Below are 21645 nucleotides of genomic sequence, written 5' to 3'. Positions count from 1 at the left end.
TGGGGCGCGCTGTGGGAGGAGCGGACCGTGCATGTCGTGATCATGGGTTGCGGCCGGGTCGGGTCGACCCTCGCCCACAACCTGGAGGCCCGGGGGCACTCGGTGGCGGTGATCGACCAGGACGCCGACGCGTTCCGCCGCCTCGGGCCGGACTTCGGCGGCATCACCGTCACCGGCGCGGGGTTCGACGGCGAGGTGCTGCGCCAGGCCGGCATCGAGCGGGCGGATGCCTTCGCGGCGGTCTCCAGCGGAGACAACTCCAACATCATCTCGGCCCGACTGGCCCGGGAGACGTTCGGCGTCTGCCGGGTGGCCGCCCGCATCTACGACCAGCGCCGCGCGCAGGTCTACGAGCGGCTCGGCATTCCCACCGTGGCCACCGTCCGGTGGACGGCCGACCGGATGCTGCGGCATCTGGTGCCCGAGGGCAACGTCGAGATCTTCCGGGACGAGACCAGCACCGTGTCGATCATCGAGGTGCCGGTGCACAAGAGCTGGATCGGCCGGCCGCTGCGGCAGCTCGAGGAGTCCTCCGGCGCCCGGGTGGCCTACCTGATCCGGTTCGGGATCGGCACCCTGGCCGCCACCGCCACCGTGGTGCAGGAGGGCGACCAGGTCTTCATGCTGGTGACCGACGACATCATCGGGTCGGTCACCTCGGTGGCGGCGGCGCCGCCGGAAGGGGGGTACTGAGCCATGCGCATCGCCATCGCCGGCGCGGGCAACGTGGGCCGGTCCATCGCCCAGGAGCTGATCGACAACGGGCACCAGGTGATGCTGATCGAGCGGCAGCCCAAGATGCTCCGCCCCGACCGGGTGCCCGCGGCCGAGTGGGTACTCGCCGACGCGTGCGAGCTGGCCAGCCTGGAGGAGGCCAACATCGCCGGCTGTGAGGTGGTGGTGGCTGCCACCGGTGACGACAAGGTCAACCTGGTGGTGTCGCTGCTGGCCAAGACCGAGTTCGCGGTGCCCCGCGTGGTGGCCCGGGTCAACCGGGCGGAGAACGAGTGGCTGTTCACCGAGCAGTGGGGGGTCGACGTCGCGGTGAGCAAGCCGCGGGTGATGGCCGCCCTGGTCGAGGAGGCGGTCACGGTCGGCGACCTGGTCCGGCTGATGACCTTCCGGCAGGGCGAGGCGAACCTGGTCGAGATCACCCTGCCGCCCACCGCGCCGTACGTGGGCCAGCCGATCCACGCGGTGCCGATCCCCCGGGACGCGGCGCTGGTGGCGATCCTGCGCGGCAAGCGGGTGCTGGTGCCCAGCCCGGACGACCCGATCGAGGCCGGCGACGAGCTGATCTTCGTCTGCACCGCCGCCGTGGAGGACGAGGTCCGGGCGGTGATCCTCGGCCCGGCCAGCGCCGAGCGCGGCAACCAGGATCAAGGCTGAGCCGGGCACCCCGCCCGGCTCAGCCGCCGGGGGGTCAGGCCCCCGGCAACGGCTGCGGCGCGTTCTCCCGGGTCACCCGGCGCACCGTCCAGACGGTGATCAGCAACAGCAGCGCGTACGGCGGGTAGCCCAGGGCGAGCCGGGCCACGCCCAGCGCGGTGTCCTGGTGGGCCAGGTAGAGCCCGGCCTGTACACCCACCTTGGCCAGCCAGACCACGCCCCAGAGCACGGTGAGCTGGGTGAAGGTGCGCACCAGCCGTGGATCGTCCCGCCACTCCGACCGGCCCTTGGCGACCAGCACCGACCAGATCCAGCCGACCAGCGGCTGCTTCAGCGCCGCCGACAGCAGCAGGGCCAGGCCGTAGCCGATGCCGTAGAGGATGCCGGGGAGGTAGAAGTCCCGCTCGTCGCCGGTACGCCAGGCGATGGCGGCGCCGATGGCGATGCCGAACAGACCGTTGACCGCGTGCCGGACCGGCCTGCGTTGGGCCAGCCGCAGCCCGGCGATCAGCAGCGCCACGGCCACTGAGGCGATCACCGCGGGGCGCAGCGTGCCCACGATGTTGGCGATCACGAAGACCACCACCGGGATGCTCGACTCGACCAGCCCCCGCCAGCCGCCGAGCTGGTCGGCCATCTGCTCGGCGAGGCTGGGCAACGGCTGCTCGTCCTCCGGCCCAAGCTCCGGCTCGCTGGTCGGATGCGCTCCGGTCGTCACTTCGGCGGCTCCAGCTCGTAGTACGGGTTGTAGATCACCTTGCGGTCGTCCCGGACGGCCACTCGGCCACGGGCGGTGAGGTGCCGGCCCGGCTCGATGCCGGCAATGTGCCGCCGGCCCAGCCAGATGAGGGTGACCACGTCGCTGCCGTCGTAGAGGTCGGCCTCCAGCGTCGGCAGGTTGGTCCGGGGCGTATAGACCACCGTACGCAGCCGCCCGGCGACCGAGACCACCTGACCCCGCGTGCACTGCCGGGCCGGCACGCCACCGGACTCGGCGCTCTCCCGGCGCAGCTCCTGCGCCTCGATCTCGGCCTCACTCGCGGTGAGCCGATGCAGGAGGCGCCGCAGCGACAGCCGGCTCTCGTCGGTCGTCATGACCTCCGCGTCACCCTCTCCACGCTCGCCGGACCGCGCCGGCACTGACTCGGCCCCGGGATGCCGGAACCGTCCCGCCAGCGTACGCCGAACCGACCCGCCCGCGGAGTCGGCGTGAGGGCGGGCAGCTCAGCCCGGCGTACCGCGGCGGCACCGCACGCACGACGGGCCCGGCGCCGTCGACGGGAACCGACGGGGCCGGGCCCGGCAGGGTACGACTCAGGCCTCGCGCTGCCCCGGCGCCAGCTGCTGCTCAGCGGCCTGCTGCTCGGCGGCCTGCTGCTCGGCGGCCTGCTGCTCGGCCACCTCGCGGGGCAGCCGCAGCGGCAGCGGCTCGCGGACCGGCTTGGCCTCCTGCCCCCGGTCGACCACCAGGCCACTGAGGCACCGCGCCAGCGGGCCGGCCACGGCCGGGTCGGTGGCGGCCCCGCCCTGGTAGACCCCGCGCACCATCCAGCGCGGCCCGTCGATGCCGACGAAGCGCAGGTCGGTCAGGCCGTCCGGGGTGCGGACCCGGGCGCGCAGCTCGGGGCCGTACTCCCCGTCGATCTCCTGGGCGGCGGCGCCGTCGTTGAACAGCGACTGCCGGATCTCCTCGCGCACCTCGGCCCAGATGCCCTCGGAGCGGGGCGCCGCGAAGACGCCGAGCTGCAGGGCGCTCTCGCCGTGCACCAGCACGACCTGCTGGATCACGCCCTGCGGGTCGGCCTGCACCCGCACCTCGACCTCGGGCACCGCCGGGATCTGAAGGCTGCCCAGGTCGAGCCGGGGTTCGTCGGGCGCCTCGGAGATGTCGTAGGGGCCGCGGGCTTGCGCCTCCGTCGATCCCCCGGTCTCCTCGGTGTCGAGGACCTCGGTGGACCGCTCGTCACGCGCGTGCCGCGCCTCGCCGGCCCGCTTTCGGGAGAAGATCACTGCGCCCACCCTCCGCTGTTCGCACTCACCCTGCCACCTCTTCCGTCTGCTCACCCGCCGGGGCCGGGACCAGCCCGGCGTGCCCGCCGGTCGATCCGTGCCCGCCGGTCCCGCGCCGGGACGCGGGTAGCTCGGCCACCGGCTGGAACTCGGCCCGCGCGACCCGCTGGATGACGAGCTGCGCGATCCGGTCGCCCCGGCTGATCTTCGCCGGCGTCTCCCGATCATGATTGATCAGGTTGACCAGAATCTCACCCCGGTAACCGGCGTCGACCGTACCGGGCGCGTTGAGCACCGTCACGCCGAGCCTGGTCGCCAGCCCCGATCGGGGGTGCACCAGCCCGACGTACCCCGCTGGCAGCGCGACGGCAACGCCGGTCGGCACCAGGGCGCGCCCGCCGGGCGGCAGCTCCACGTCCGCGGCGGCCACCAGGTCCGCGCCGGCGTCGCCGGGATGGGCGTACGCCGGCAGCGGCAGCTCCGGGTCGAGCTGCCGTACGGGCACGGGTACGACGTCTGTCACGGTCTTCCTCTTCCGTCCGGTCCTTGCGGGGGTGACCCTGCCATCCTGCCGGTTGGCCGGCCCGTCGTGCGCCGTACCCTCGGACTGTGAGCCTGTCGTCGTCCCCGTCCGCCCCGGCTTCGTCGGCGAGCACCCCACCGGCGTACGCGGAGCGGCTGCGGCTGCCCTGGTGGGCCTGGCCGGCCGGGCTCGCCTGCGCCGGGCTGCTCGCCGCCGAGGTCTGGATGGGCGCGCCGGGGCTGCGCTCCTGGCTGCCGTTCGCGGTGCTGATCCCGGCGGCGGTGGCCGTGCTGGCGTGGCTGGGCCGACTCCGGGTCGAGGTCCGCGACGGGGAGCTGCGGGTGGACGACGCTCGTCTCCCGGCGCGTTACGTCGCCGACGTCGTCCCGCTGGACGCCGCCGGCCGGCGCGAGGTGCTCGGCGTCGGGGCCGACCCGCTCGCCTTCGTGGTGCAGCGTCCGTGGATCGGCGGCGCGGTACAGGTGATCCTCGACGACCCGGCCGACCCGACTCCGTTCTGGGTGGTGAGCACGCGGCGTCCGGTGGAGCTGGCCGCAGCGATCCTCGCCGCCCGGGACGCCGGCTGAGCCGGGTCAGGGCAGGGCGGGCGGCAGCGCCCGGGGCCGGCGGCGCAGGTCCTTGCGGATCTGATCGGCGAGGGACCGGGTGGCCCGGCGGTTGAGGTAGCCGCCGACGGCGGCCCCGGTCAGGAACGGCCCGAGGGTGGTCAGGTTCCGGCCGAAGCGGCGCAGCAGGCGGTCCCGCAGCTCACGGCGGGCGGCGGCGCCGAGCGTCGCACCCACCCCGACCCCCGGCATCATCGGGTTGACCCCGCGCTGGCCGGCCCAGGACTGCACCAGCGCCACAGCGCGCTCGGTGCGTGCGATGGGCAATGGCACCCCGTGGATCTCGTACAGCTCGCCGAGCAGTTTGAGCTCGATCGCCACCACGGCGATCGTCTCGGCGGCCAGCAGCACGGGCGCGGAAAGCAGCGTCGGCGTGACCGTCCACTCGATCGCGGCGACCCCGCCGCCGGCCGCGCCGACGCCGGCGGTGGCCCGGGCGGCGTTGCGGATCAGCCGCTCGGCCAGCTCGTCGTCGCTCAGGCCTGGGAAATGCCGGCGGAGCGTGGCCAGGTCGCGGACCGGCACATGCGGAGCGACCTCGGCGATCGTCTCGGTCATCCAGCGAAGCGCGGCCCTGGGCTTGAACAGGTCGGTGAGGCCACGGGCCCGGGCCTGACCGGCCACCCGGGCAAGCAACTGCCGCCGTCGAGTGGGAGCGATGTCGTCGGCGGTCAGCGCCGCGACGGTCGCGCCGAGCTGCTCCGCGTCACCGTCCGAGGTGACCGGAGCGGGCCGCTCGGCGTCGCCAGGTTCAGCCGCTCCACCCGCCCGCTCGCTCACGCCGCCGCCTCGCTTCGCTCCCCGGCAGCGCGAGACGTCACGCTACTGAGCCAACTGGCTCGCTCGCTCCGCTCGCTCACCGTTCGCCCTCCCGTGCTCCACGCGGCGCGGCAGCCGCCTGTACGAGTCAAGCAGCTGCTCGCCGTGCGCGCACGGCGAGGCGAGCGGCGGCCCCGTCAGGGAGGCCGCCGCCGGTTCGCGAGGACGTCAGACGCACTCGCGGCAGATCAGCTCGCCGTTGCGCTCGACCGCCAGCTGGCTGCGGTGGTGAACCAGGAAGCAGCGGGCACACCGGAACTCGTCCTGCTGCATCGGTAGCACCTTGACCGTGAGCTCTTCGTCGGCCAGGTCGGCGCCGGGCAGCTCGAAGCTCTCGGCCACCTCTGCCTCGTCGACGTCCACGGCGCCCGACTGTGAGTCGACCCGCCGGGCCTTGAGCTCTTCCAGGCTGTCCTCGCCGAGGTCGACCTCGTCGCGACGCGGGGCGTCGTAGTCGGTGGCCATCGGTTCACTCTCCCGTATCGATATGGTCGCTTCCGGTTGTAACGCCGGAGGCCGTGCTTCGGTTCCACTGGCCGGCCACCATTTGTGTCGGTCACCCGACCCGACGACCGGTGGGCCGGGTCCCGCCGGGGGAAACTCCCCAGCGAGCGCGGAACCTTACCCCCCCGTTGGGCGAGGCATGTATACCGCCCTCGTGGCAGAGATGTACGCCCCTGCGCCCCAAGTTGTTCCCGATGTGACTCAGGCGACACGAAGATAGGGGTAGTAGTACCTGTTCCTTCGGTGGCGCGCCGGCATGTCGGGCTGTTTCCACGCGACGGCCGGACAACCGTTAACCTCAGCGGCGTACTCGACGGCCGACGGGGCGGCCCGACCGCCAGCGGCCGCCGCCACCCAACCACTGTGCGGGAGCGCCCAGATGAGTTTTGCGCGAGTGCGGGCACTCGTTGTCTTCGGTCTGTTGGCGGTCCTCGCCGTGGTCTTCGTCGTCGTCGCGATCCTCCGTGACACCCAGAGCAAGGCGGGCACCGCAAAGGGTTGTCCCAAGGGCTGGCCCTTGGCGGACGTGGTGCTGCACGAGCAGAAGGATGTCAAGATCAACGTGCTCAACGGCAGCGACCAGCCGGGCCTGGCCGGCAGCGTCGCGGACGACTTCCGCAACCGCAAGTTCCAGGTCAAGAAGGTGGACAACGCCAAGGCTGTCAATGGGGTCGCGGAGCTGCGGTACGGCCCCAAGGGCGTCGGCTCCGCGCACCTGCTCCGGGCCTACTTCCTCAACGACGCCACGCTGGCCTTCGACATCAAGCGCAAGGACGACACGGTCGACGTGGTCCTGGGCGGCAGTTTCCAGCAGCTGGCCACCACCACCGAGGTCAACCAGTCCCTCGGCGACCTCGGCTCGCCCGTAGCGCCGCCCGGCACCTGCCCGGCACCGGACGGCGGCAAATAGCGCCGTCCCAGATCTGGTCACGCGACTCCGGCGGTCCGGGCCCCACCGGTCACGGGCCGCCGGAGGCGTCCAGTGCGGCGAGCCGGGTGTGCAGCGGCTCGAAGAGCCCCGGCGGCGCGGCGATCACCAGGTCCGGCCCGGCCGGCCGCCCGGCCAGCCCGGTCACCAGCAGTCCGGCCTCGCGCGCGACCAGCCCGCCGGCCGCCAGGTCCCAGGCAGCCAGCCCCTTCTCGTAGTAGGCGTCCACCCGCCCCTCGGCGGCCAGGCAGAGGTCCAGTGCCGCGGCACCCATCCGGCGGATGTCCCGGACGTGTGGGATCAGCTCCGCCACCACCCGGGCCTGGTGGGCTCGGCGGCCGGCGTCGTAACCGAACCCGGTGGCGACCAATGCCTGCCCGAGATCGGTCTCGGCGGAGCAGCGCAGCCGTTGCCCGTCGTGCCAGGCGCCACCGCCGGCGGTGGCGGTCCACTCCTCGCCGGTGGTGACGTTGCGCACCACCCCGGCGACCACCTCGCCGGCCACCTCCGCGGCGAGGGAGACCGCGCAGTACGGCAGCCCGTAGAGGTAGTTGACGGTGCCGTCGATCGGGTCAACGATCCAGCGCACCCCGCCGTCGGCGACCGGGCCGGTCTCTCCCGCGCCGTACTCCTCACCCAGCACCGCGTCGTCGGGTCGGAGCGCCCGCAGAGCGTCCAGCACCTGCCGCTCGACGGCCCGGTCGGCGGCGGTGACCACGTCGGTGACGGTGCTTTTGGTCGCGGCCACGGAGACTCCCTCGGCCCGCATCCGGTAGGCGGTAGCGGCCGCGTCCCGGGCCACCGTGACCGCGATCTCCAACAGCTCCCGCGGCGTGGGCGCCGAGCGGATCATGTTTGTTCCCTTCCCGCACGATCGGGCTGGTCGGATCGCCCGCGGGTATCATCCTTACAAAGTCCACATCTGCGCCCAATCGGCAGTCCACAGCGTCGATCCACCGTGCGGCGCCGAATGATCGCCGCAGACGGCGTTACAATTCAGCCTGCCCACGCGCCCCGGACCACCACCGACCCGCCGGTCCGGGACACGGGGGCCCTCAACGACATCGCCCGGCACGGCGTGCTGCGCCGGACGAACCGGCCGTTCCCGCTCTTCGCCTCCGGAAGGTCTTCGTGACAGATCCCCGCCAGACCGGCGCCGACGTTCGCTCGCTCACCGACACCCTGATCGCCCACGCGCAGAGCGCCGGCGGCCAGCTCACGTCGGCCCAGCTCGCGCGCACCGTCGAGTCCGCTGAGGTGACCCCGGCCCAGGCCAAGAAGATCCTGCGTGCGCTCTCCGAGGCGGGGGTGACGGTGATCGTGGACGGCTCCGCCACCACCCGCCGCCGGGTGGCCGCCGCCCGGTCCGCCACACCCGCCTCCCGGGCCACCACCGCCAAGACCACCAAGAAGGCCGCCCCGCCCGCGCCGAAGCAGGCGCCGGCCGCCGAGGAGGCCACGGCTCCCGCCCCGCGGAAGGCGACCGCGCGCAAGGCCGCCGGCACCACCGCCGAGGTGGCCGCCAAGGCCGCCGCCCCGGCGAAGGCCACCAAGACGACCCGGGCCACCAAGGCGACGGTGGCCGCGAAGGCCGCCGGGGCGAAGGCTGCTGGCAAGGGCGAGGGCCCCGAGGGCGACATCGACCCGGAGGAGCTGGCCGCCGAGATCGAGGACGTCGTCGTCGACGAGCCCGCCGAGCTGACCCAGGCCGCCGAGACCGACGCGGCCAACTCCGCCAGCGACAATGACTTCGAGTGGGACGACGAGGAGTCCGAGGCGCTCAAGCAGGCGCGTCGCGACGCCGAGCTGACCGCCTCCGCCGACTCTGTCCGGGCCTACCTCAAGCAGATCGGCAAGGTGCCGCTGCTCAACGCGGAGCAGGAGGTCGAGCTCGCCAAGCGGATCGAGGCCGGCCTCTACGCCGCTGAGCGGCTGCGCGCCGCCGATGAGGGCGAGGAGAAGCTCACCCGGGACATGCAGCGCGACCTGCTCTGGATCTCCCGGGACGGTGAGCGGGCCAAGAACCACCTGCTGGAGGCCAACCTGCGGCTGGTCGTCTCACTGGCCAAGCGCTACACCGGCCGTGGCATGGCCTTCCTCGACCTGATCCAGGAGGGCAACCTCGGCCTGATCCGGGCAGTCGAGAAGTTCGACTACACCAAGGGCTACAAGTTCTCCACCTACGCCACCTGGTGGATCCGCCAGGCCATCACCCGCGCCATGGCCGACCAGGCCCGCACCATCCGCATCCCGGTGCACATGGTCGAGGTGATCAACAAGCTCGGCAGGATCCAGCGCGAGCTGCTCCAGGACCTGGGCCGCGAGCCCACCCCGGAGGAGCTGGCCAAGGAAATGGACATCACGCCCGAGAAGGTGCTGGAGATCCAGCAGTACGCCCGGGAACCCATCTCGCTCGACCAGACCATCGGTGACGAGGGAGACAGCCAGCTCGGCGACTTCATCGAGGACTCGGAGGCCGTGGTCGCGGTCGACGCGGTTTCGTTCTCGCTGCTCCAGGACCAGCTCCAGCAGGTTCTCCAGACGCTCTCCGAGCGCGAGGCGGGTGTCGTACGCCTCCGCTTCGGCCTCACCGACGGTCAGCCCCGCACCCTGGACGAGATCGGCCAGGTGTACGGCGTGACCCGGGAGCGCATCCGGCAGATCGAATCCAAGACCATGTCCAAGTTGCGGCACCCGTCGCGTTCGCAGGTGCTCCGCGACTACCTTGACTGACCGCACACGTCAACCAATCGTGTCGGTTTGATCACCAGCTGTGGAACATTCTTCGGTGATCGATCGGTTGCCCGTCTGTGATCGTTGACGTGGCACCCTTGTTGCACGACACACTGTCCTCCACGCCAGGTGTGACCTCGGTCCCTCGCGGGCACACAGGGAAGGCAGGGCCCGAGATGGGTGTTGCACGATAGGTGAGCAACGACCCAAGAGATTGTTCATCGGTGACGACCAGAGGAGGAAGGCGATGACCCCGACCCTCACGCCGCCGCCCGAGACGGTGAGCCCCCCGGCCACCGATGAACGGTGCGACCGCTGCAATGCTGCCGGCAAGCTCCGGATCACTCTGTCGGGCGGAAGCGAGTTGGTGTTCTGTGGGCACCACGCGAACAAGTACGCGGAGGATCTCGTCAAGATCACGGTGCGCTACGCCACGGACCCCGAGTTCACCTGGCGCGGCGCCGACCTGATGGCGAACTGAATCCGCAATCGCCCAACCGTGACATAGCCGGCCGGAGGCCCCCGAGGGGTGCCTCCGGCCGGCTTTTCGCGTCCGTCCCTGGCGCGCGCCGACCTTCCTTACCGCTCAGAGGGTCTGGACGGTGGCGATGCGCTCCTCGAGCTGCTCGATGGTGGCCTGGGCGCTCGGCGGGCCGCCACAAATCCGGCGCAGCTCGGCGTGGATCTTGCCGTGTGGCTGCCCGGTGCGGTGATGCCGGGCGGCCACCAGAGCGTTCAGCTGGCGCCGTAGCGCCACCCGCCGCTGGGCGGCACTCATCACTGGTGGCGCTGACGCCGGGGCCTCAGCGGCCGGCTCAGCGGCCCGCTGGGCGGCCTTGCGCCGCTGCGCGGCCAACTGCTCGGCCTGCCGTTTGCTCAGCAGCATCGCGACCTGGTCGGCGGTGAGCAGTCCGGGGAGGCCGAGGTATTCCTCCTCCTCGGGGGTGCCGGCCTGGGCAGCGGTGCCGAACGACGCCCCGTCGAAGATCACCTGGTCCAGCTCGGCGGTCGCGGACAGCGCCGCGAACCGCTTCTCCAACTCGCCGCTGGCCTGGTCATCGCGCTGGGCGCGCTCCAGTAGGTCGTCGTCGAAGCCGTCGGACTCCTTCGGCTTGCCGAGCACATGGTCCCGCTCGGCCTCCATCTCGCTGGCCAACCCGAGCAGGTGCGGCACGCTGGGCAGGAAGACCGAGGCGGTCTCCCCGGGCTGCCGGGCCCGGACGAACCGGCCGATCGCCTGCGCGAAGTACAGCGGGGTGCTGGCGCTGGTCGCGTAGACGCCGACCGCGAGTCGGGGGATGTCCACCCCCTCGGAGACCATTCGCACCGCGACCAGCCAGCGCTGCTCGGACGCCGCGAATGTCGCGATCCGCCCGGACGCGCCCTGGTCGTCGGAGAGCACCACCGTCGCCTTCTCGCCGGTCACCTGCTCCAACAGCTTCGCGTACGAGCGGGCGGCCTGCTGGTCGCTGGCGATCACCAGGCCGCCGGCGTCGGGCATGCCCGCGTTGCGCAGCACGGTCAGCCGGGCGTCGGCGGCCCGCAGCACCTGCGGCATCCAGTCGCCGGCCGGGTCCAGGGCGGTCCGCCACGCCTGCGCGACAAGATCCTGGGTCATCGGTTCGCCCAGCCGCGCCGCCAGCTCCTCCCCCGCGTTGGTGCGCCACCGGGTCTCCCCGGAGTACGCCAGGAAGAGCACCGGCCGGACCACGCTGTCGCGCAGCGCGTCGGAGTAGCCGTAGACCGAGTCGGCGCGGGAACGCAGCAGCCCGTCGCCGCCCCGCTCGTAGCTGACGAACGGGATCGGGTTGTCGTCGGAGCGGAACGGTGTGCCGGTGAGCATCAGCCGGCGTACCGCGGGCTCGAACGCCGCCTTGACGCCGTCGCCCCAGGTACGCGAGTCGCCGGCGTGGTGGATCTCGTCGAGGATGACCAGCGTGCGCCGGGTCATGGTGCGCCGCCGGTGCACCTGCGGCGCCATGCCGACCTGGGCGTACGTGATGACGGCGCCGTGGAAGTCGGCGGAGGAGTGCAGGTCGGCGTTGCGGAAGGCGGCGTCGAGCTGGATGCCGACCCGGGCGGCGGACTGCGCCCACTGGGTCTTGAGGTGCTCGGTCGGGGCGACCACGGTGACGGCCTCGACGGTGCCGTCGTTCAGCAGCTCGGCGGCGATCCGCAGGGCGAAGGTGGTCTTGCCGGCGCCGGGCGTGGCGACCGCCGTGAAGTCCTCGGTACGGCGACGCAGGTAGTCCACCATCGCCTTGCGTTGCCAGGCCCGCAGGGGCGGGAACGTGTCGAACGCCGGCAACCGCGGTGCCACCCGTAGCTCCTCTCCGCTTTCGAACGGCGGGCCCGGGCCGAGGGCCACGGGTACCGCCGCCCATGAAAAGGCCCTCGCGCATCCGGTGCAGCGAAGGCCGACTCAGCATAACCAGCGGGGCCTCTTCTCCCCACTCGACGCCACGCTGGTCACATCCGCCGGCTCCGCGGGCCCCGCTCGCCCGAGGGTGCCCGGCACAGCCCGGGGCGGGGCAGCGAGCCGCTCAGCCCCGCGGACCGCGGGTGCCGGTGCGGGGCGGACGCAGGGTGGCTACCGGGGCGGACCAGCGCCGCCGCAGCGCGACCAGCCGCACCGCGAAGACGAAGAGGACCGCGACGGTCAGCCCGGCCGTGTGCGCATGTCCGTACGCCGACAGCAGCGCCACCAGGATCGATCCGGCGAGCGCGGCGAGCGCGTAGATCTCCCGGCGCAACACCACCGGGATCTCCCCGGTGAGCAGGTCCCGGCCCAGGCCGCCGCCGATCGCGGTGAGCATGCCGATCATGCAGGCGCCGACCGGCGGGACGTGGGCGTCGAGGGCCTTGAGCGTGCCGGTGACGGTGAACAGGCCGAGACCGGCCGCGTCGAGCACCAGCACGGTGGTGCGCAGGCGGGCGAGCTGCGGGTGCAGCCAGAAGACGGCGACAGCGGTCGCCGCCGCGGTGACCGCGTACCGCCAGTCGGCGAAGGCCAGCGGCGGGACCTCGCCGATGGCCAGGTCGCGGAAGATCCCACCGCCGAGCGCGGCGACGACGCCGACGAAGACCACCCCGAAGAGGTCGAGCCGTTTGGCCACCGCCGCGGAGGCACCGGAGGCGGCGAAGACCGCGACACCGGTGAGGTCGGCGACGAGCAGGGCGGTGGAGGTGGTCACCGGCGAAGGGTACGTGGGCGGGCGGCGGAGCCGCCCGCGGTCACTCGCGCCAGGAGTCGTAGATCTCCTTGCACTTGGGGCAGACCGGCGAACCCGGCTTGGCGGCCTTGGTCACCGGGAAAGTCTCCCCGCACAGCGCGACAACGTACGTGCCCATGACCGCACTCTCGGCGATCTTGTCCTTGCGGACGTAGTGGAACATCTCGGGACCGGTATCGGCGTCCTTCACCTCGGGACGTTCGAGAACCTGTGTGCTCACGTTTACACCTCCGACTTTCAAGTTTTACAGGTCCGCCTAAGCCGGTCCACCGCAGGCCGGCCGGAGGCGGCCCGTAACGTAACGGAAGTGACCAACTTTCACATCAGCCTCGGCGGTGAGGTGGCCGATGCCCTGCGCCACGGGCATCCGGTCGTCGCCCTGGAGAGCACCATTGTCTCGCACGGCCTCCCCCGACCGGACAATCTGCTGGTCGCCCGCCAGATCGAGCAGGCGGTCCGGGAGGCGGGGGCGGTTCCGGCCACCATCGGAATGGTCGCCGGCGAGCTGATCGTGGGCCTGGACGACGCGCAGCTGACCCGGCTCGCCACGGTCGACGGTGTGCGCAAGCTCTCCGTACGCGATCTGGCTCTGGCGGCGGCGGCCGGCGCGGACGGCGCCACCACGGTGGCCGCGACCAGCGCGGTGGCCGTGGCGGCCGGGATCGGCGTTTTCGCCACCGGCGGCCTCGGCGGGGTGCACCGGGAGGCGGCGCAGACCTTCGACGAGTCGGCCGACCTGATCACCCTGGCCCGGACGCCGATCGCGGTGGTCTGCGCCGGAGTGAAGTCGATCCTCGACGTGGGTGCCACCCTGGAGCGGCTGGAGACCCTGGGGGTGAGCGTGGTCGGCTACCGCACCCACCGCTTCCCCGGCTTCTACCTGACCGACGCCGGCTTCGACCTGGACTGGTCGCTGGAATCGCCGGAGCAGGTTGCCGACGTGCTCCTCGCGCGGGAGCGGCAGGGGGTGCACCACGGCGGGCTGGTGGTGGCGAACCCGCTGCCGGCCGACGAGCAGCTCGACCCGGCGCTGCACGACCGCACCCTCGCCGACGGGCTGGCCCTGCTGGCCCGCGAGGGGGTGACCGGGAAGGCGGTCACCCCGTTCCTGCTGGCCCACTTCCACTCGGCCACCGAGGGCGCCAGCCTGGCGGTCAACGTCCGCATCATCCTGCGCAACGCCGACCTGGCGGCCCGGATCGCGGTCGCCGCCGCGGCCCGAGCAGCGGCATGAGCGAGCGTCAGCGAGCGAATCATCGGCGCGGTGCCGTGGTGCCTCATGGCGACGCCGAGCGAAGCGAGGTGGCGGCATGAGCGAGCGTCAGCGAGCGAATCATCGGCGCGGTGCCGTGGTGCCTCATGGCGACGCCGAGCGAAGCGAGGTGGCGGCATGAGTCGGACACCCGGCATCGTCGTCGTCGGCGACGTGATCACCGACGTGGTCGCGGTGCTCACCGGCCCCCTGGCGACCGGCTCGGACACCGCGGCCGGAATCCGGTTCAGCGGTGGTGGGCAGGCGGCCAACACGGCGGCCTGGCTCGCCGCTCAGGGGGCCGACGTCACGCTCGCCGCTGCCGTCGGCGACGACGAGGCGGGCCGCGAGCGGGTCGCCGAGCTGACCCGGGGCGGGGTGACCTGCGCGGTGGAACGCCATGAGGGCTACCCGACCGGGACGGTCATCGTGCTCGCCCACGACGGGGAGCGCACCATGATCAGTCAGCGCGGGGCGAACCTGCGGTTGACCGCCGAGCAGGTCGACCGGGCCCTGGCGGCGGCACCCGACGCCGGGCATCTGCACCTGTCCGCGTACACCCTGTTGGACGCCGGGTCGCGCGGCGCGGGACTGCGCGCGCTGGCCGCCGCCCGCGAGCGCGGGCTGACCACCAGCGTCGACGCGGCGTCTGCGGCGCCGCTGCGGCGGGCTGGTGCGCCGGCCTTCCTGACCTGGGTACGCGACGTCGACCTGCTGCTGGTCAACACGGACGAGGCAACGGTGCTGGCCGGCGGGCTGGACCCGGCGGCGCAGGGGCGGGCGCTGACGGCGGTGGCCCGGCGGGTGGTGGTCAAGCGAGGCGCGGCCGGGGCGGTCTGGGTGGACCGTGGCGGGGTGGTCGAGACGGCAGCCGCCCACGGGGTCCCCGTGGTCGACGTCACCGGCGCCGGGGACGCCTTCGCCGCCGGCCTGCTCACCGCCTGGCTGGCCGGCGCCGACCCCCGCACGGCCCTGTCCCGCGCCGGCGACCTCGGCGCCCTGGCCGTCTCCTCGGTCGGTGCCCGCCCCACCTGACCCGCCCGATCCGCCCTTCCGTCGATCTTGCGGTCAGGGTTCGGCGTCGATGACCTTGTGGGGTCGCTCCTCGGCGGGGAGGGCCGCGGGTGGGGGCTCGTCACGGTGGCGGGGGTGCAGCTTGTTGGCGAGGCGGTGCTGCTCCTTCGGCGGGCGGTCGTTGGCCAGCAGCACCGCCAGCCACGGGATGAGCACCATCCCGAGGCCGCACAACGGCAGCCAGAGCCAGAGCAGGGGCGCCTTCGTGCCGACCAGGATCGCACCGACCACCAGGCACGCAACCCGGATGCCCATCATCAGCACGTAGCGCTTCTGCCGGCTGTTGAGCTGGTCGTCCTGGCTGCGCGAGGCGTCGGTGATCAGGATCGGCTGGTACGCCTGACGCTTCACCATGGGCCTCCTCGAGGGGGTTACGCCTCATCCTGACACCCCCGACCGTTGATCGGCGAAATTCGCCGCAACCAAGGGCGCAGGGTCCTCCTCGACGGCGGTCAGCCCTTGGCGGCCTTCGCCTCCGCCTTCATCCGCTGCTTGTACTCCCGCACCCGGCGCAGCGAGTCGGGATCGGTCACGTCGGCCACCGAGCGGTAAGAGTCGGCGTCGCCGTAGCCGCCCGCGGCCTCCCGCCAGCCGTCCGGGGTGATGCCGAACCGCTTGCCGAGCAGGGCGACGAAGATCTGCGCCTTCTGCTTGCCGAAACCGGGCAGCTCACCGACCCGGCGCAGCAACTCGCGGCCGTCCGTGACGTCGGACCAGAGCCCGGCCGGGTCGCCGTCGTAGCGCTCGACCAGGACCCGGCACACCTCCTGGACCCGGGCCGCCATGGCCTTGGGGAACCGGTGCAGGGCCGGCGGCTGGGCGAAGAGCGCGACCAGGGCCTCCGGGTCGTACCCGGCCAGCTCCCGGGCGTCCGGCTCGTGGCCGAGTCGCTGAGTGAGGACGTACGGCGAGGAGAAGGCTTTCTCCATCGGCACCTGCTGGTCGAGCACCATGCCGAGCAGCAGCGCCAACGGGCTGCGCGCCAGCAGCTCGTTGGCCTCGGCGGCGATGGGCAGGGAGAGCGTCATGCCCTCATCCTGCCGGTCGGGGCGTCGCCCGCCGCGCCGACTCCCCGGGACAGGGCGCCGCGGCCCGGTGGAGGGGGTCCCACCGGGCCGCGTGCGGGGTGGGTCGTCAGTTGACGACGAAGAGCAGCCGGTTCGGCGAGCCACTGCCGGGGCTGGTCACCACGCCGCTGGTGGCGTTGCTGGTGAGGTAGCTCTTCACCTGCGCCGGGGTGTACGACGGGTTGGCACCGAGCACCAGCGCCGCCGCGCCGACCACGTGCGGCGTGGCCATCGAGGTGCCGCTGATCGTGTTGGTGGCGCTGTCGTTGGTGTTCCAGTCCGACGTGATCGACGAGCCCGGCGCGAAGATGTCCAGGCAGGATCCGTAGTTGGAGTACGAGGCACGGGCGTCGGTGCTGGTGGTGGCGCCGACGGTGATCGCGGTGGAGACCCGGGCCGGGGACGAGTTGCAGGCGGCGGCGTTGTCGTTGCCGCCCGCGATGCCGTACGTCACGCCGGAGGCGATCGAGTTGGCCACCGCGTTGTCGAGGGTGGTGCTGACGCCGCCGCCGAGGCTCATGTTGGCCACGGCCGGCTTGACCGCGTTCGAGGTGACCCAGTTGACGCCGTTCACGACGCCGGTGGTGCTGCCGCTGCCGGAGCAGTTGAGCACCTTGACCGCGATCAGGCGTACGCCCTTGGCCACGCCGTACTTCGTGCCGCCGACCGTGCCGGCGACGTGCGTGCCGTGGCCGTTGCAGTCGGTGTTGTTGGTGTCCACGGTGTTGGTGCCCCAGCTCGCCCGGCCACCGAAGTCGCTGTGCGTGATCCGGATGCCGGTGTCGATGATGTACGCCCGCACGTTGGTGGCCGTGTTCGGGTAGGTGAAGTTGCCGTTCAGGGGCAGGTTGCGCTGGTCGATCCGGTCCAGCCCCCACGTCGCGCCGGTCTGGGTGGCCTGGGTGGTCACCACCCGGTCCTGCTCGACGTATGCGACGGCCGGGTCGGCGGCGAGCCGGCGGGCCTGGTTGGTGCTCATCTTCGCGCTGTAGCCGGTCAGCGCGGAGCTCCAGACCGTGCCGACCGTGCCGCCGTAGTGCTTGGCGAGGCCGGCGGCGCGGCCCGGGACCGCGGTGCGGGCGCCGAGGCTGTTGGCGGAGCCCACGACGTCGCTCTTGAGCACCACCAGGTAGCTGCCGCTGATGGCGTCGGGCGAGGAGGCGTAGCGGATGTCGCCGGTGGGGGCGGCGAGAGCGGGGGTCGAGGCGGCGGCGGTAAGGGCCGCGGCGGTTGCCGCGATGGCGAGCGCGCGCAACGCACGCCGGGGCACGGACACGTCGGACATCGTCTGGCTCCCTACTGGGTACGCCCGGGCTCGTGGCCACCGAGGCACCCATCAGCGGATGTTGCAGGAGATGGTAGCCAGAGATCGAAGTCTATGAAAAGAGATCACGGCAAATGGATGGAGGTTGCGATATGGAAGTCACGGGTGCCGGCTGATCGCCGGCCCCGGGAAGGCAGGATGGCGACGTGGATCGTCAAGACATGCTGCTCTCCCCCGCCGGCGTCGACGCCCTGCGGACCGCGCTGACCCGGGCGCGCTTCACCGCCAACGGCATCGCCGATCGGCTCGGGTCGCTGGCCACCGGCGGGGTGGCCCGTAACGACTTCCGCGCCGCGCTGCGCGCCACCGAGGACCGCGACCCGCTCGCCACGCTGATCCGGGTCTTCATCTGCGACCAGACCGAGTCGGAGGCGGCGGTGGCCGCCGCGCTCGCCCCGCTGGCGGTCGAGGAGGCCGTCGACGGTGGAATCGTCGAACGCCACGCCGACGGCCTGCGCGCCGGCGTCGACCTCGAACCGTACGGCGACGACTGGTGGGTGCTCGCCGACGTGCCGGCCAGCGCCCGGCCCGGAAAGCCGCTGCACGCCGAGCACGTGCTCGGCATCGGCGGGGCCACCCAGACGCTGATCGGCGCCGCCGTCCGCCGCCCGGTGGAGACCGCGCTGGACCTGGGCACCGGGTCCGGTGTCCAGGCCCTGCACCTGTCCACCCATGCCCGGCGGGTGACCGCGACCGACGTCTCCGAGCGGGCGCTGCGCTTCGCCGCCACCACCGCCGCGCTCAACGGCCAGGACTGGGAGCTGCTGCGCGGGGACATGGTCGCCCCGGTCGCCGGACGCCGGTTCGACCTGGTGGTCAGCAACCCACCGTTCGTGGTCGGCCCCGGCACCACCACGCACGTCTACCGGGACTCGGGCCGGGTCGGCGACGCGATCGGCGCCGAGCTGGCCGCCGCCGCTCCGCACCTGCTCACCGAGGGCGGCACGATGCAGTACCTGGCCAACTGGGTGCACGTCGCCGGCGAGGAGTGGGACGAGCGGGTGGCCGGCTGGTTCGCCGGCACCGGGCTGGACGCCTGGGTGATCCAGCGCGAGGTGGCCGACCCGATGGCGTACGTCAACCTGTGGCTGACCGATGTCGGGGAGGCGGCCGACCCGCAGCGGATGGCGGCCTGGCTGGACTGGTTCGACGCGCACCGGGTGGAGGCGATCGGCTTCGGCATCGTCTCGCTGCGCCGTGCGGGCCACGAGCAGCCCGTCGTCCGGGTCGAGGACCTGCGGCAGCGGGTGGAACCGCCGATGGGTGACCGGATCGCCGAGTGGTTCGACCGGCAGGACTGGCTACGGGCCCGCGACACCGACGGACTGCTGGCCGCGCGCTATCGGGTCGCCGAGGGGCTTCAGCTGCGCCAGGAGGCGACCATGGGCGACGAGGGCTGGGCGGTGGACCGGCAGGTCCTCGCCGTGCCGCACGGGCTGCGCTGGACGGAGGAGGTTGACCCGCTGGTGCTCGCCCTGGTCGGCGGCGCGGACGGCCGGCTGCCGCTCCGCGACCAGCTCGCCCTGCTCGCCGCCGCACACGATGTAGCCCAGGACGAGCTGGCCGAGGCGGCCGGGCCGATCGTGGCGCACCTGGTCGAGCGGGGCATCATCGCGCCGGTGGCGGACTGATGCGGGCGGTGGTGCAGACGGTCAGCCGGGCCAGCGTGACCGTCGGCGACGAGGTGGTCGGCGAGATCGGGACCGGCCTGCTGGTGCTGCTCGGGGTGACCCACGCCGACACGCCGCAGGTGGCGGCAACCATGGCCCGCAAGATCCACGAACTGCGCATTCTCGACGGCGAGAAGAGCGCCGCCGACACCAGTGCGCCGATCCTGCTGGTCAGCCAGTTCACCCTCTATGGCGACGCCCGCAAGGGCAGGCGGCCGAGCTGGACCGCCGCCGCCCCCGCCGAACAGGCCGAACCCCTGGTAACCGCCGTGGTGCAAGCCCTGCGAGACCGAGGCGCAACAGTCGAGACCGGCCGCTTCCGCGCCCACATGCTCGTAGAGAGCATCAACACAGGCCCCCACACCCTCCTCCTAGACCTCTAACCCACCCCTCATGTTGATCATGAGGTTAGCGGTCGACTTGATCTCCCTGGCCGCCGCTAACCTCATGATCAACCGGCCTGGTGGCGGAGCCAGGTGTCCAGTTGGGCGGGCCAGTCGGTGTGGGTCGCCGTGGCGTGGTCGACGGTGAAGCGGCCGAACCCGTCGCCGCCGGTGAACCGGCCGGGGGTTCGCTTGTCGAGCTCCAGCAGCACCCGCGTCTGCTGCGGGTCGGTCATGAAGATGACCGCCAACTGGTTGATCGTGCCGGCGTACCGCGAGGCCGGAAAGAACTCGATCTCCTGATAGAACGGCAGCGTCTGGTGCACGCCGTAGAGGTGCCCGCGTTCGACGTCGGCCCCGGCGAGCCGGAAACCCAGCCGCAGCAGCGCCTCCAGCAGCCGCTCCTGGACGGGCAGCGGGTGGACCGCCACCGGGGCGAGGTCACCCTGGTCGACCGCCCGGGTCACCTCCAGCTCGGTCCGCAGCTCCACCGTCATGCCGCTGAGGCGCTGGCCGAACAGGTCGGTCAGCGGCGTCTCCCAGGGCACCTCGAACCGGAACGGCACGTCGTACCGCTGCCCCGGGTCCAGCCGGAACGCGTCCGTCACCTGCCTGCGGCCGAACTCCTGCATGGTGCCGTACGCCGAGTCGCCGCTCTCCACCGCGACCCGGGTGACCAGGCCGAGCGCAACGGAGGTCAGCTCCACCGGGTGGTCCCCGCCGACCATCTGGACATGGCCCTCCAGGTGGTCACCGGGGCGACACTCGGGGTTGGCGAGCACCGTCTCCACCGACGGACCGCCCACCCCCAACGCCTGCCTGAGCCGCTTGAAGACCACCTTGTCCCCCCGATCTGCTGAGCTGGGCAAACCCGGCTGGCCGCCGCTGGCACGGTAACCGGCTCCGACCGGCAACACCGGCTGTTCCGCACGGATTCCTGTCGGTTCCCCGATCGCCTCACTCCCGTTTCACGCCCCGACCGCCAAGCTGTTCTCACCGGCGCCGCTGCGGCATTGCACCAGCACCGGTACGCGGCACGAAGGACACGGGGAGAGATTGACATGGCCGTTCAGATGATCGAGCACCAGAACCGCCCGGCTGCCACCATCGACGCCGAGCTCGGCACCGCAATCCCGACCGACCAGGACGCCACCCTGACCGACCTGGACGCCACCGACGAGCGTGGCGTCTCCACCGATCTGGTCCGGGCATATCTGAACGGCATCGGCCGCACCAAGTTGCTCACCGCGGCGCAGGAGGTCGAGCTGAGCAAGCGGATCGAGGCCGGCCTCTTCGCCGAGGAGAAGCTCTCCACCTGCACCCCGGTCTCCGCCGAGCTGCGCGCCGACCTGGAGCTGATCGTGGCCGAGGGCCGCGCCGCGAAGGACCATCTGCTGGAGGCGAACCTGCGGCTGGTGGTGAGCATCGCGAAGCGCTACACCGGTCGCGGCATGGCCTTCCTCGACCTGATCCAGGAGGGCAACCTCGGCCTGATCCGCGCGGTCGAGAAGTTCGACTACACCAAGGGCTACAAGTTCTCCACCTACGCCACCTGGTGGATCCGCCAGGCCATCACCCGCGCCATGGCCGACCAGGCCCGCACCATCCGCATCCCCGTGCACATGGTGGAGCAGGTCAACCGGATGGTCCGGGTACGCCGCGAGCTGTCCGTCGCGCTGGGCCGGGAACCCACCGTCGCCGAGGTGGCGAAGACGCTGGAGATCCCCGAGTTCCAGGTCATCGAGCTGATCTCGTACGACCGGGAGCCGGTGAGCCTGGACCAGGCGGTCGGCGACGACGGCGAGAGCGCGCTCGGTGACTTCGTCGCCGCGGTGGACCCGCGGGAGGACCCGGGCGACGCCGCCGCCAACGGCGAGCTGCGCAACGAGGTACGGATCGTGCTGGCCACCCTCTCCCAGCGGGAGCAGGCGGTGATCCGGCTGCGGTTCGGCCTGGACGACGGCCGGCAGCGCACCCTCGACGAGGTGGGCCGCGAGTTCGGACTGTCCCGGGAGCGGATCCGGCAGATCGAGAAGGTGACCCTGCTGAAGCTGCGTGCCCCGGAGCGGGCGAACCGCCTGGAGGCGTACGCCTGCTGAGCCGAGGTGTC

25 protein-coding genes are annotated in these 21645 nt (G+C 72.3%); 11 read left to right on the top strand and 14 right to left on the bottom strand.

Annotated features, from left to right (window positions below; translation table 11 throughout):
* Positions 1–27 precede the first annotated feature (27 nt).
* Both AB0C02_RS11360 and AB0C02_RS11355 read left to right on the top strand, forming a co-directional pair.
* A complete protein-coding gene (locus AB0C02_RS11360) occupies positions 28–693 on the top strand; it encodes a TrkA family potassium uptake protein (protein WP_357543714.1) in 666 nt (221 codons plus the stop codon).
* A 3-nt stretch (positions 694–696) separates the two neighbouring features.
* Positions 697–1389 carry a TrkA family potassium uptake protein gene (locus AB0C02_RS11355; RefSeq protein ID WP_357543707.1) on the top strand — a complete coding sequence of 231 codons (693 nt, stop codon included), beginning with the start codon at positions 697–699 and terminating at the stop codon, positions 1387–1389.
* A gap of 34 nt (positions 1390–1423) precedes the next feature.
* Here AB0C02_RS11355 and AB0C02_RS11350 read toward each other — a convergent pair whose 3' ends face one another.
* The 4 genes from AB0C02_RS11350 to dut all read right to left on the bottom strand — a co-directional run bounded on the left by AB0C02_RS11350 (position 1424) and on the right by dut (position 3922).
* A complete protein-coding gene (locus AB0C02_RS11350; protein WP_357543702.1) occupies positions 1424–2107 on the bottom strand; it encodes a DUF3159 domain-containing protein in 684 nt (227 codons plus the stop codon).
* The gene (locus tag AB0C02_RS11345; RefSeq protein WP_357543696.1) at positions 2104–2484 is read right to left on the bottom strand and encodes an OB-fold nucleic acid binding domain-containing protein; all 381 of its coding nucleotides are present in this window, start codon (positions 2482–2484) and stop codon (positions 2104–2106) included. The genes AB0C02_RS11350 and AB0C02_RS11345 overlap by 4 nt, the downstream gene beginning before the upstream one ends.
* A gap of 219 nt (positions 2485–2703) precedes the next feature.
* A complete protein-coding gene (locus tag AB0C02_RS11340; protein WP_357543664.1) occupies positions 2704–3399 on the bottom strand; it encodes a DUF3710 domain-containing protein in 696 nt (231 codons plus the stop codon).
* 25 nt (positions 3400–3424) lie between these two features.
* A complete protein-coding gene (gene dut, locus AB0C02_RS11335) occupies positions 3425–3922 on the bottom strand; it encodes a dUTP diphosphatase (protein ID WP_357543660.1) in 498 nt (165 codons plus the stop codon).
* Between the two features lie 86 nt (positions 3923–4008).
* Here dut and AB0C02_RS11330 point away from each other — a divergent pair, with 86 nt between their 5' ends.
* Complete coding sequence (locus AB0C02_RS11330) at positions 4009–4509, top strand: DUF3093 domain-containing protein (RefSeq protein WP_357543658.1); 501 nt, start codon at positions 4009–4011, stop codon at positions 4507–4509.
* A 6-nt stretch (positions 4510–4515) separates the two neighbouring features.
* On the opposite strand, the gene AB0C02_RS11325 is transcribed toward AB0C02_RS11330, so the two are convergent.
* The gene (locus AB0C02_RS11325) at positions 4516–5328 is read right to left on the bottom strand and encodes a hypothetical protein (protein ID WP_357543656.1); all 813 of its coding nucleotides are present in this window, start codon (positions 5326–5328) and stop codon (positions 4516–4518) included.
* Positions 5329–5535: 207 nt separating this feature from the next.
* The gene (locus AB0C02_RS11320; RefSeq protein ID WP_007075406.1) at positions 5536–5832 is read right to left on the bottom strand and encodes a DUF4193 domain-containing protein; all 297 of its coding nucleotides are present in this window, start codon (positions 5830–5832) and stop codon (positions 5536–5538) included.
* Positions 5833–6265: 433 nt separating this feature from the next.
* Between AB0C02_RS11320 and AB0C02_RS11315 the strand changes: the two genes are divergently transcribed.
* Positions 6266–6781 (top strand): LytR C-terminal domain-containing protein, encoded by a 516-nt coding sequence (locus AB0C02_RS11315; protein ID WP_357544525.1) that lies wholly within the window; start codon positions 6266–6268, stop codon positions 6779–6781.
* A gap of 49 nt (positions 6782–6830) precedes the next feature.
* Here AB0C02_RS11315 and AB0C02_RS11310 read toward each other — a convergent pair whose 3' ends face one another.
* Positions 6831–7652, bottom strand: coding sequence for an inositol monophosphatase family protein (locus AB0C02_RS11310; RefSeq protein WP_357543654.1), 822 nt, complete (start codon positions 7650–7652; stop codon positions 6831–6833).
* A 278-nt stretch (positions 7653–7930) separates the two neighbouring features.
* Between AB0C02_RS11310 and AB0C02_RS11305 the strand changes: the two genes are divergently transcribed.
* On the top strand, positions 7931–9532 hold the full coding sequence (locus AB0C02_RS11305) for an RNA polymerase sigma factor (protein ID WP_357543652.1): 1602 nt from the start codon (positions 7931–7933) through the stop codon (positions 9530–9532).
* Positions 9533–9779: 247 nt separating this feature from the next.
* Positions 9780–10013, top strand: coding sequence for a hypothetical protein (locus tag AB0C02_RS11300; RefSeq protein WP_357543650.1), 234 nt, complete (start codon positions 9780–9782; stop codon positions 10011–10013).
* Positions 10014–10118: 105 nt separating this feature from the next.
* On the opposite strand, the gene AB0C02_RS11295 is transcribed toward AB0C02_RS11300, so the two are convergent.
* From AB0C02_RS11295 to AB0C02_RS11285, 3 genes are all read right to left on the bottom strand, one after another.
* Positions 10119–11852 carry a DEAD/DEAH box helicase gene (locus tag AB0C02_RS11295; protein ID WP_357543648.1) on the bottom strand — a complete coding sequence of 578 codons (1734 nt, stop codon included), beginning with the start codon at positions 11850–11852 and terminating at the stop codon, positions 10119–10121.
* A gap of 223 nt (positions 11853–12075) precedes the next feature.
* Entirely contained in the window at positions 12076–12726 is a 651-nt protein-coding gene (locus AB0C02_RS11290; RefSeq protein WP_357543646.1) for a TRIC cation channel family protein, read from the bottom strand.
* Between the two features lie 40 nt (positions 12727–12766).
* On the bottom strand, positions 12767–12985 hold the full coding sequence (locus AB0C02_RS11285) for a DUF3039 domain-containing protein (protein WP_357543644.1): 219 nt from the start codon (positions 12983–12985) through the stop codon (positions 12767–12769).
* Between the two features lie 87 nt (positions 12986–13072).
* Between AB0C02_RS11285 and AB0C02_RS11280 the strand changes: the two genes are divergently transcribed.
* Positions 13073–13999: a pseudouridine-5'-phosphate glycosidase gene (locus tag AB0C02_RS11280; protein WP_357543642.1), complete on the top strand. Its 927-nt coding sequence runs from the start codon at positions 13073–13075 to the stop codon at positions 13997–13999.
* Positions 14000–14155: 156 nt separating this feature from the next.
* Positions 14156–15052 (top strand): PfkB family carbohydrate kinase, encoded by an 897-nt coding sequence (locus AB0C02_RS11275; protein WP_357543640.1) that lies wholly within the window; start codon positions 14156–14158, stop codon positions 15050–15052.
* A 33-nt stretch (positions 15053–15085) separates the two neighbouring features.
* Here AB0C02_RS11275 and AB0C02_RS11270 read toward each other — a convergent pair whose 3' ends face one another.
* From AB0C02_RS11270 to AB0C02_RS11260, 3 genes are all read right to left on the bottom strand, one after another.
* Positions 15086–15445 carry a DUF3099 domain-containing protein gene (locus tag AB0C02_RS11270; RefSeq protein WP_357543638.1) on the bottom strand — a complete coding sequence of 120 codons (360 nt, stop codon included), beginning with the start codon at positions 15443–15445 and terminating at the stop codon, positions 15086–15088.
* A 98-nt stretch (positions 15446–15543) separates the two neighbouring features.
* On the bottom strand, positions 15544–16119 hold the full coding sequence (locus AB0C02_RS11265) for an HhH-GPD-type base excision DNA repair protein (protein WP_357543636.1): 576 nt from the start codon (positions 16117–16119) through the stop codon (positions 15544–15546).
* A 106-nt stretch (positions 16120–16225) separates the two neighbouring features.
* Positions 16226–17443, bottom strand: coding sequence for a S8 family serine peptidase (locus AB0C02_RS11260; protein WP_357543634.1), 1218 nt, complete (start codon positions 17441–17443; stop codon positions 16226–16228).
* 185 nt (positions 17444–17628) lie between these two features.
* Between AB0C02_RS11260 and AB0C02_RS11255 the strand changes: the two genes are divergently transcribed.
* Together AB0C02_RS11255 and dtd are read left to right on the top strand one after the other, a co-directional pair.
* Positions 17629–19113 (top strand): methyltransferase, encoded by a 1485-nt coding sequence (locus AB0C02_RS11255; RefSeq protein ID WP_357543632.1) that lies wholly within the window; start codon positions 17629–17631, stop codon positions 19111–19113.
* A complete protein-coding gene (gene dtd / locus AB0C02_RS11250) occupies positions 19113–19535 on the top strand; it encodes a D-aminoacyl-tRNA deacylase (protein WP_357543630.1) in 423 nt (140 codons plus the stop codon). Before AB0C02_RS11255 ends, dtd begins: the two co-directional genes overlap by 1 nt.
* A 68-nt stretch (positions 19536–19603) precedes the next feature.
* Here the strand turns inward: dtd and AB0C02_RS11245 are convergent, their stop codons facing one another.
* On the bottom strand, positions 19604–20374 hold the full coding sequence (locus AB0C02_RS11245; protein WP_357543628.1) for a sporulation protein: 771 nt from the start codon (positions 20372–20374) through the stop codon (positions 19604–19606).
* 222 nt (positions 20375–20596) lie between these two features.
* Between AB0C02_RS11245 and sigB the strand changes: the two genes are divergently transcribed.
* Positions 20597–21634 carry an RNA polymerase sigma factor SigB gene (gene sigB / locus AB0C02_RS11240; protein WP_357543626.1) on the top strand — a complete coding sequence of 346 codons (1038 nt, stop codon included), beginning with the start codon at positions 20597–20599 and terminating at the stop codon, positions 21632–21634.
* The last annotated feature ends 11 nt before the right edge of the window (positions 21635–21645 follow it).

It is taken from the genome of Micromonospora sp. NPDC048999, from assembly GCF_040649295.1.
In the GTDB taxonomy this organism is placed as follows: Bacteria; Actinomycetota; Actinomycetes; order Mycobacteriales; family Micromonosporaceae; genus Micromonospora.
Note: the sequence above shows the minus strand (reverse complement) of the source record. Positions and strands in the feature narration are given on the sequence as shown.

Excerpts from the sequence above, each read along its gene's own strand:
- AB0C02_RS11355 (WP_357543707.1), top strand. The coding sequence starts at position 697 with ATGCGCATCGCCATCGCCGGCGCGGGCAACGTGGGCCGGTCCATCGCC.
- AB0C02_RS11345 (WP_357543696.1), bottom strand. The coding sequence starts at position 2,484 with ATGACGACCGACGAGAGCCGGCTGTCGCTGCGGCGCCTCCTGCATCGG.
- AB0C02_RS11320 (WP_007075406.1), bottom strand. The coding sequence starts at position 5,832 with ATGGCCACCGACTACGACGCCCCGCGTCGCGACGAGGTCGACCTCGGC.
- AB0C02_RS11310 (WP_357543654.1), bottom strand. The coding sequence starts at position 7,652 with ATGATCCGCTCGGCGCCCACGCCGCGGGAGCTGTTGGAGATCGCGGTC.
- AB0C02_RS11300 (WP_357543650.1), top strand. The coding sequence starts at position 9,780 with ATGACCCCGACCCTCACGCCGCCGCCCGAGACGGTGAGCCCCCCGGCC.
- AB0C02_RS11275 (WP_357543640.1), top strand. The coding sequence starts at position 14,156 with ATGAGTCGGACACCCGGCATCGTCGTCGTCGGCGACGTGATCACCGAC.
- AB0C02_RS11270 (WP_357543638.1), bottom strand. The coding sequence starts at position 15,445 with ATGGTGAAGCGTCAGGCGTACCAGCCGATCCTGATCACCGACGCCTCG.
- AB0C02_RS11265 (WP_357543636.1), bottom strand. The coding sequence starts at position 16,119 with ATGACGCTCTCCCTGCCCATCGCCGCCGAGGCCAACGAGCTGCTGGCG.
- AB0C02_RS11260 (WP_357543634.1), bottom strand. The coding sequence starts at position 17,443 with ATGTCCGACGTGTCCGTGCCCCGGCGTGCGTTGCGCGCGCTCGCCATC.
- dtd (WP_357543630.1), top strand. The coding sequence starts at position 19,113 with ATGCGGGCGGTGGTGCAGACGGTCAGCCGGGCCAGCGTGACCGTCGGC.
- sigB (WP_357543626.1), top strand. The coding sequence starts at position 20,597 with ATGGCCGTTCAGATGATCGAGCACCAGAACCGCCCGGCTGCCACCATC.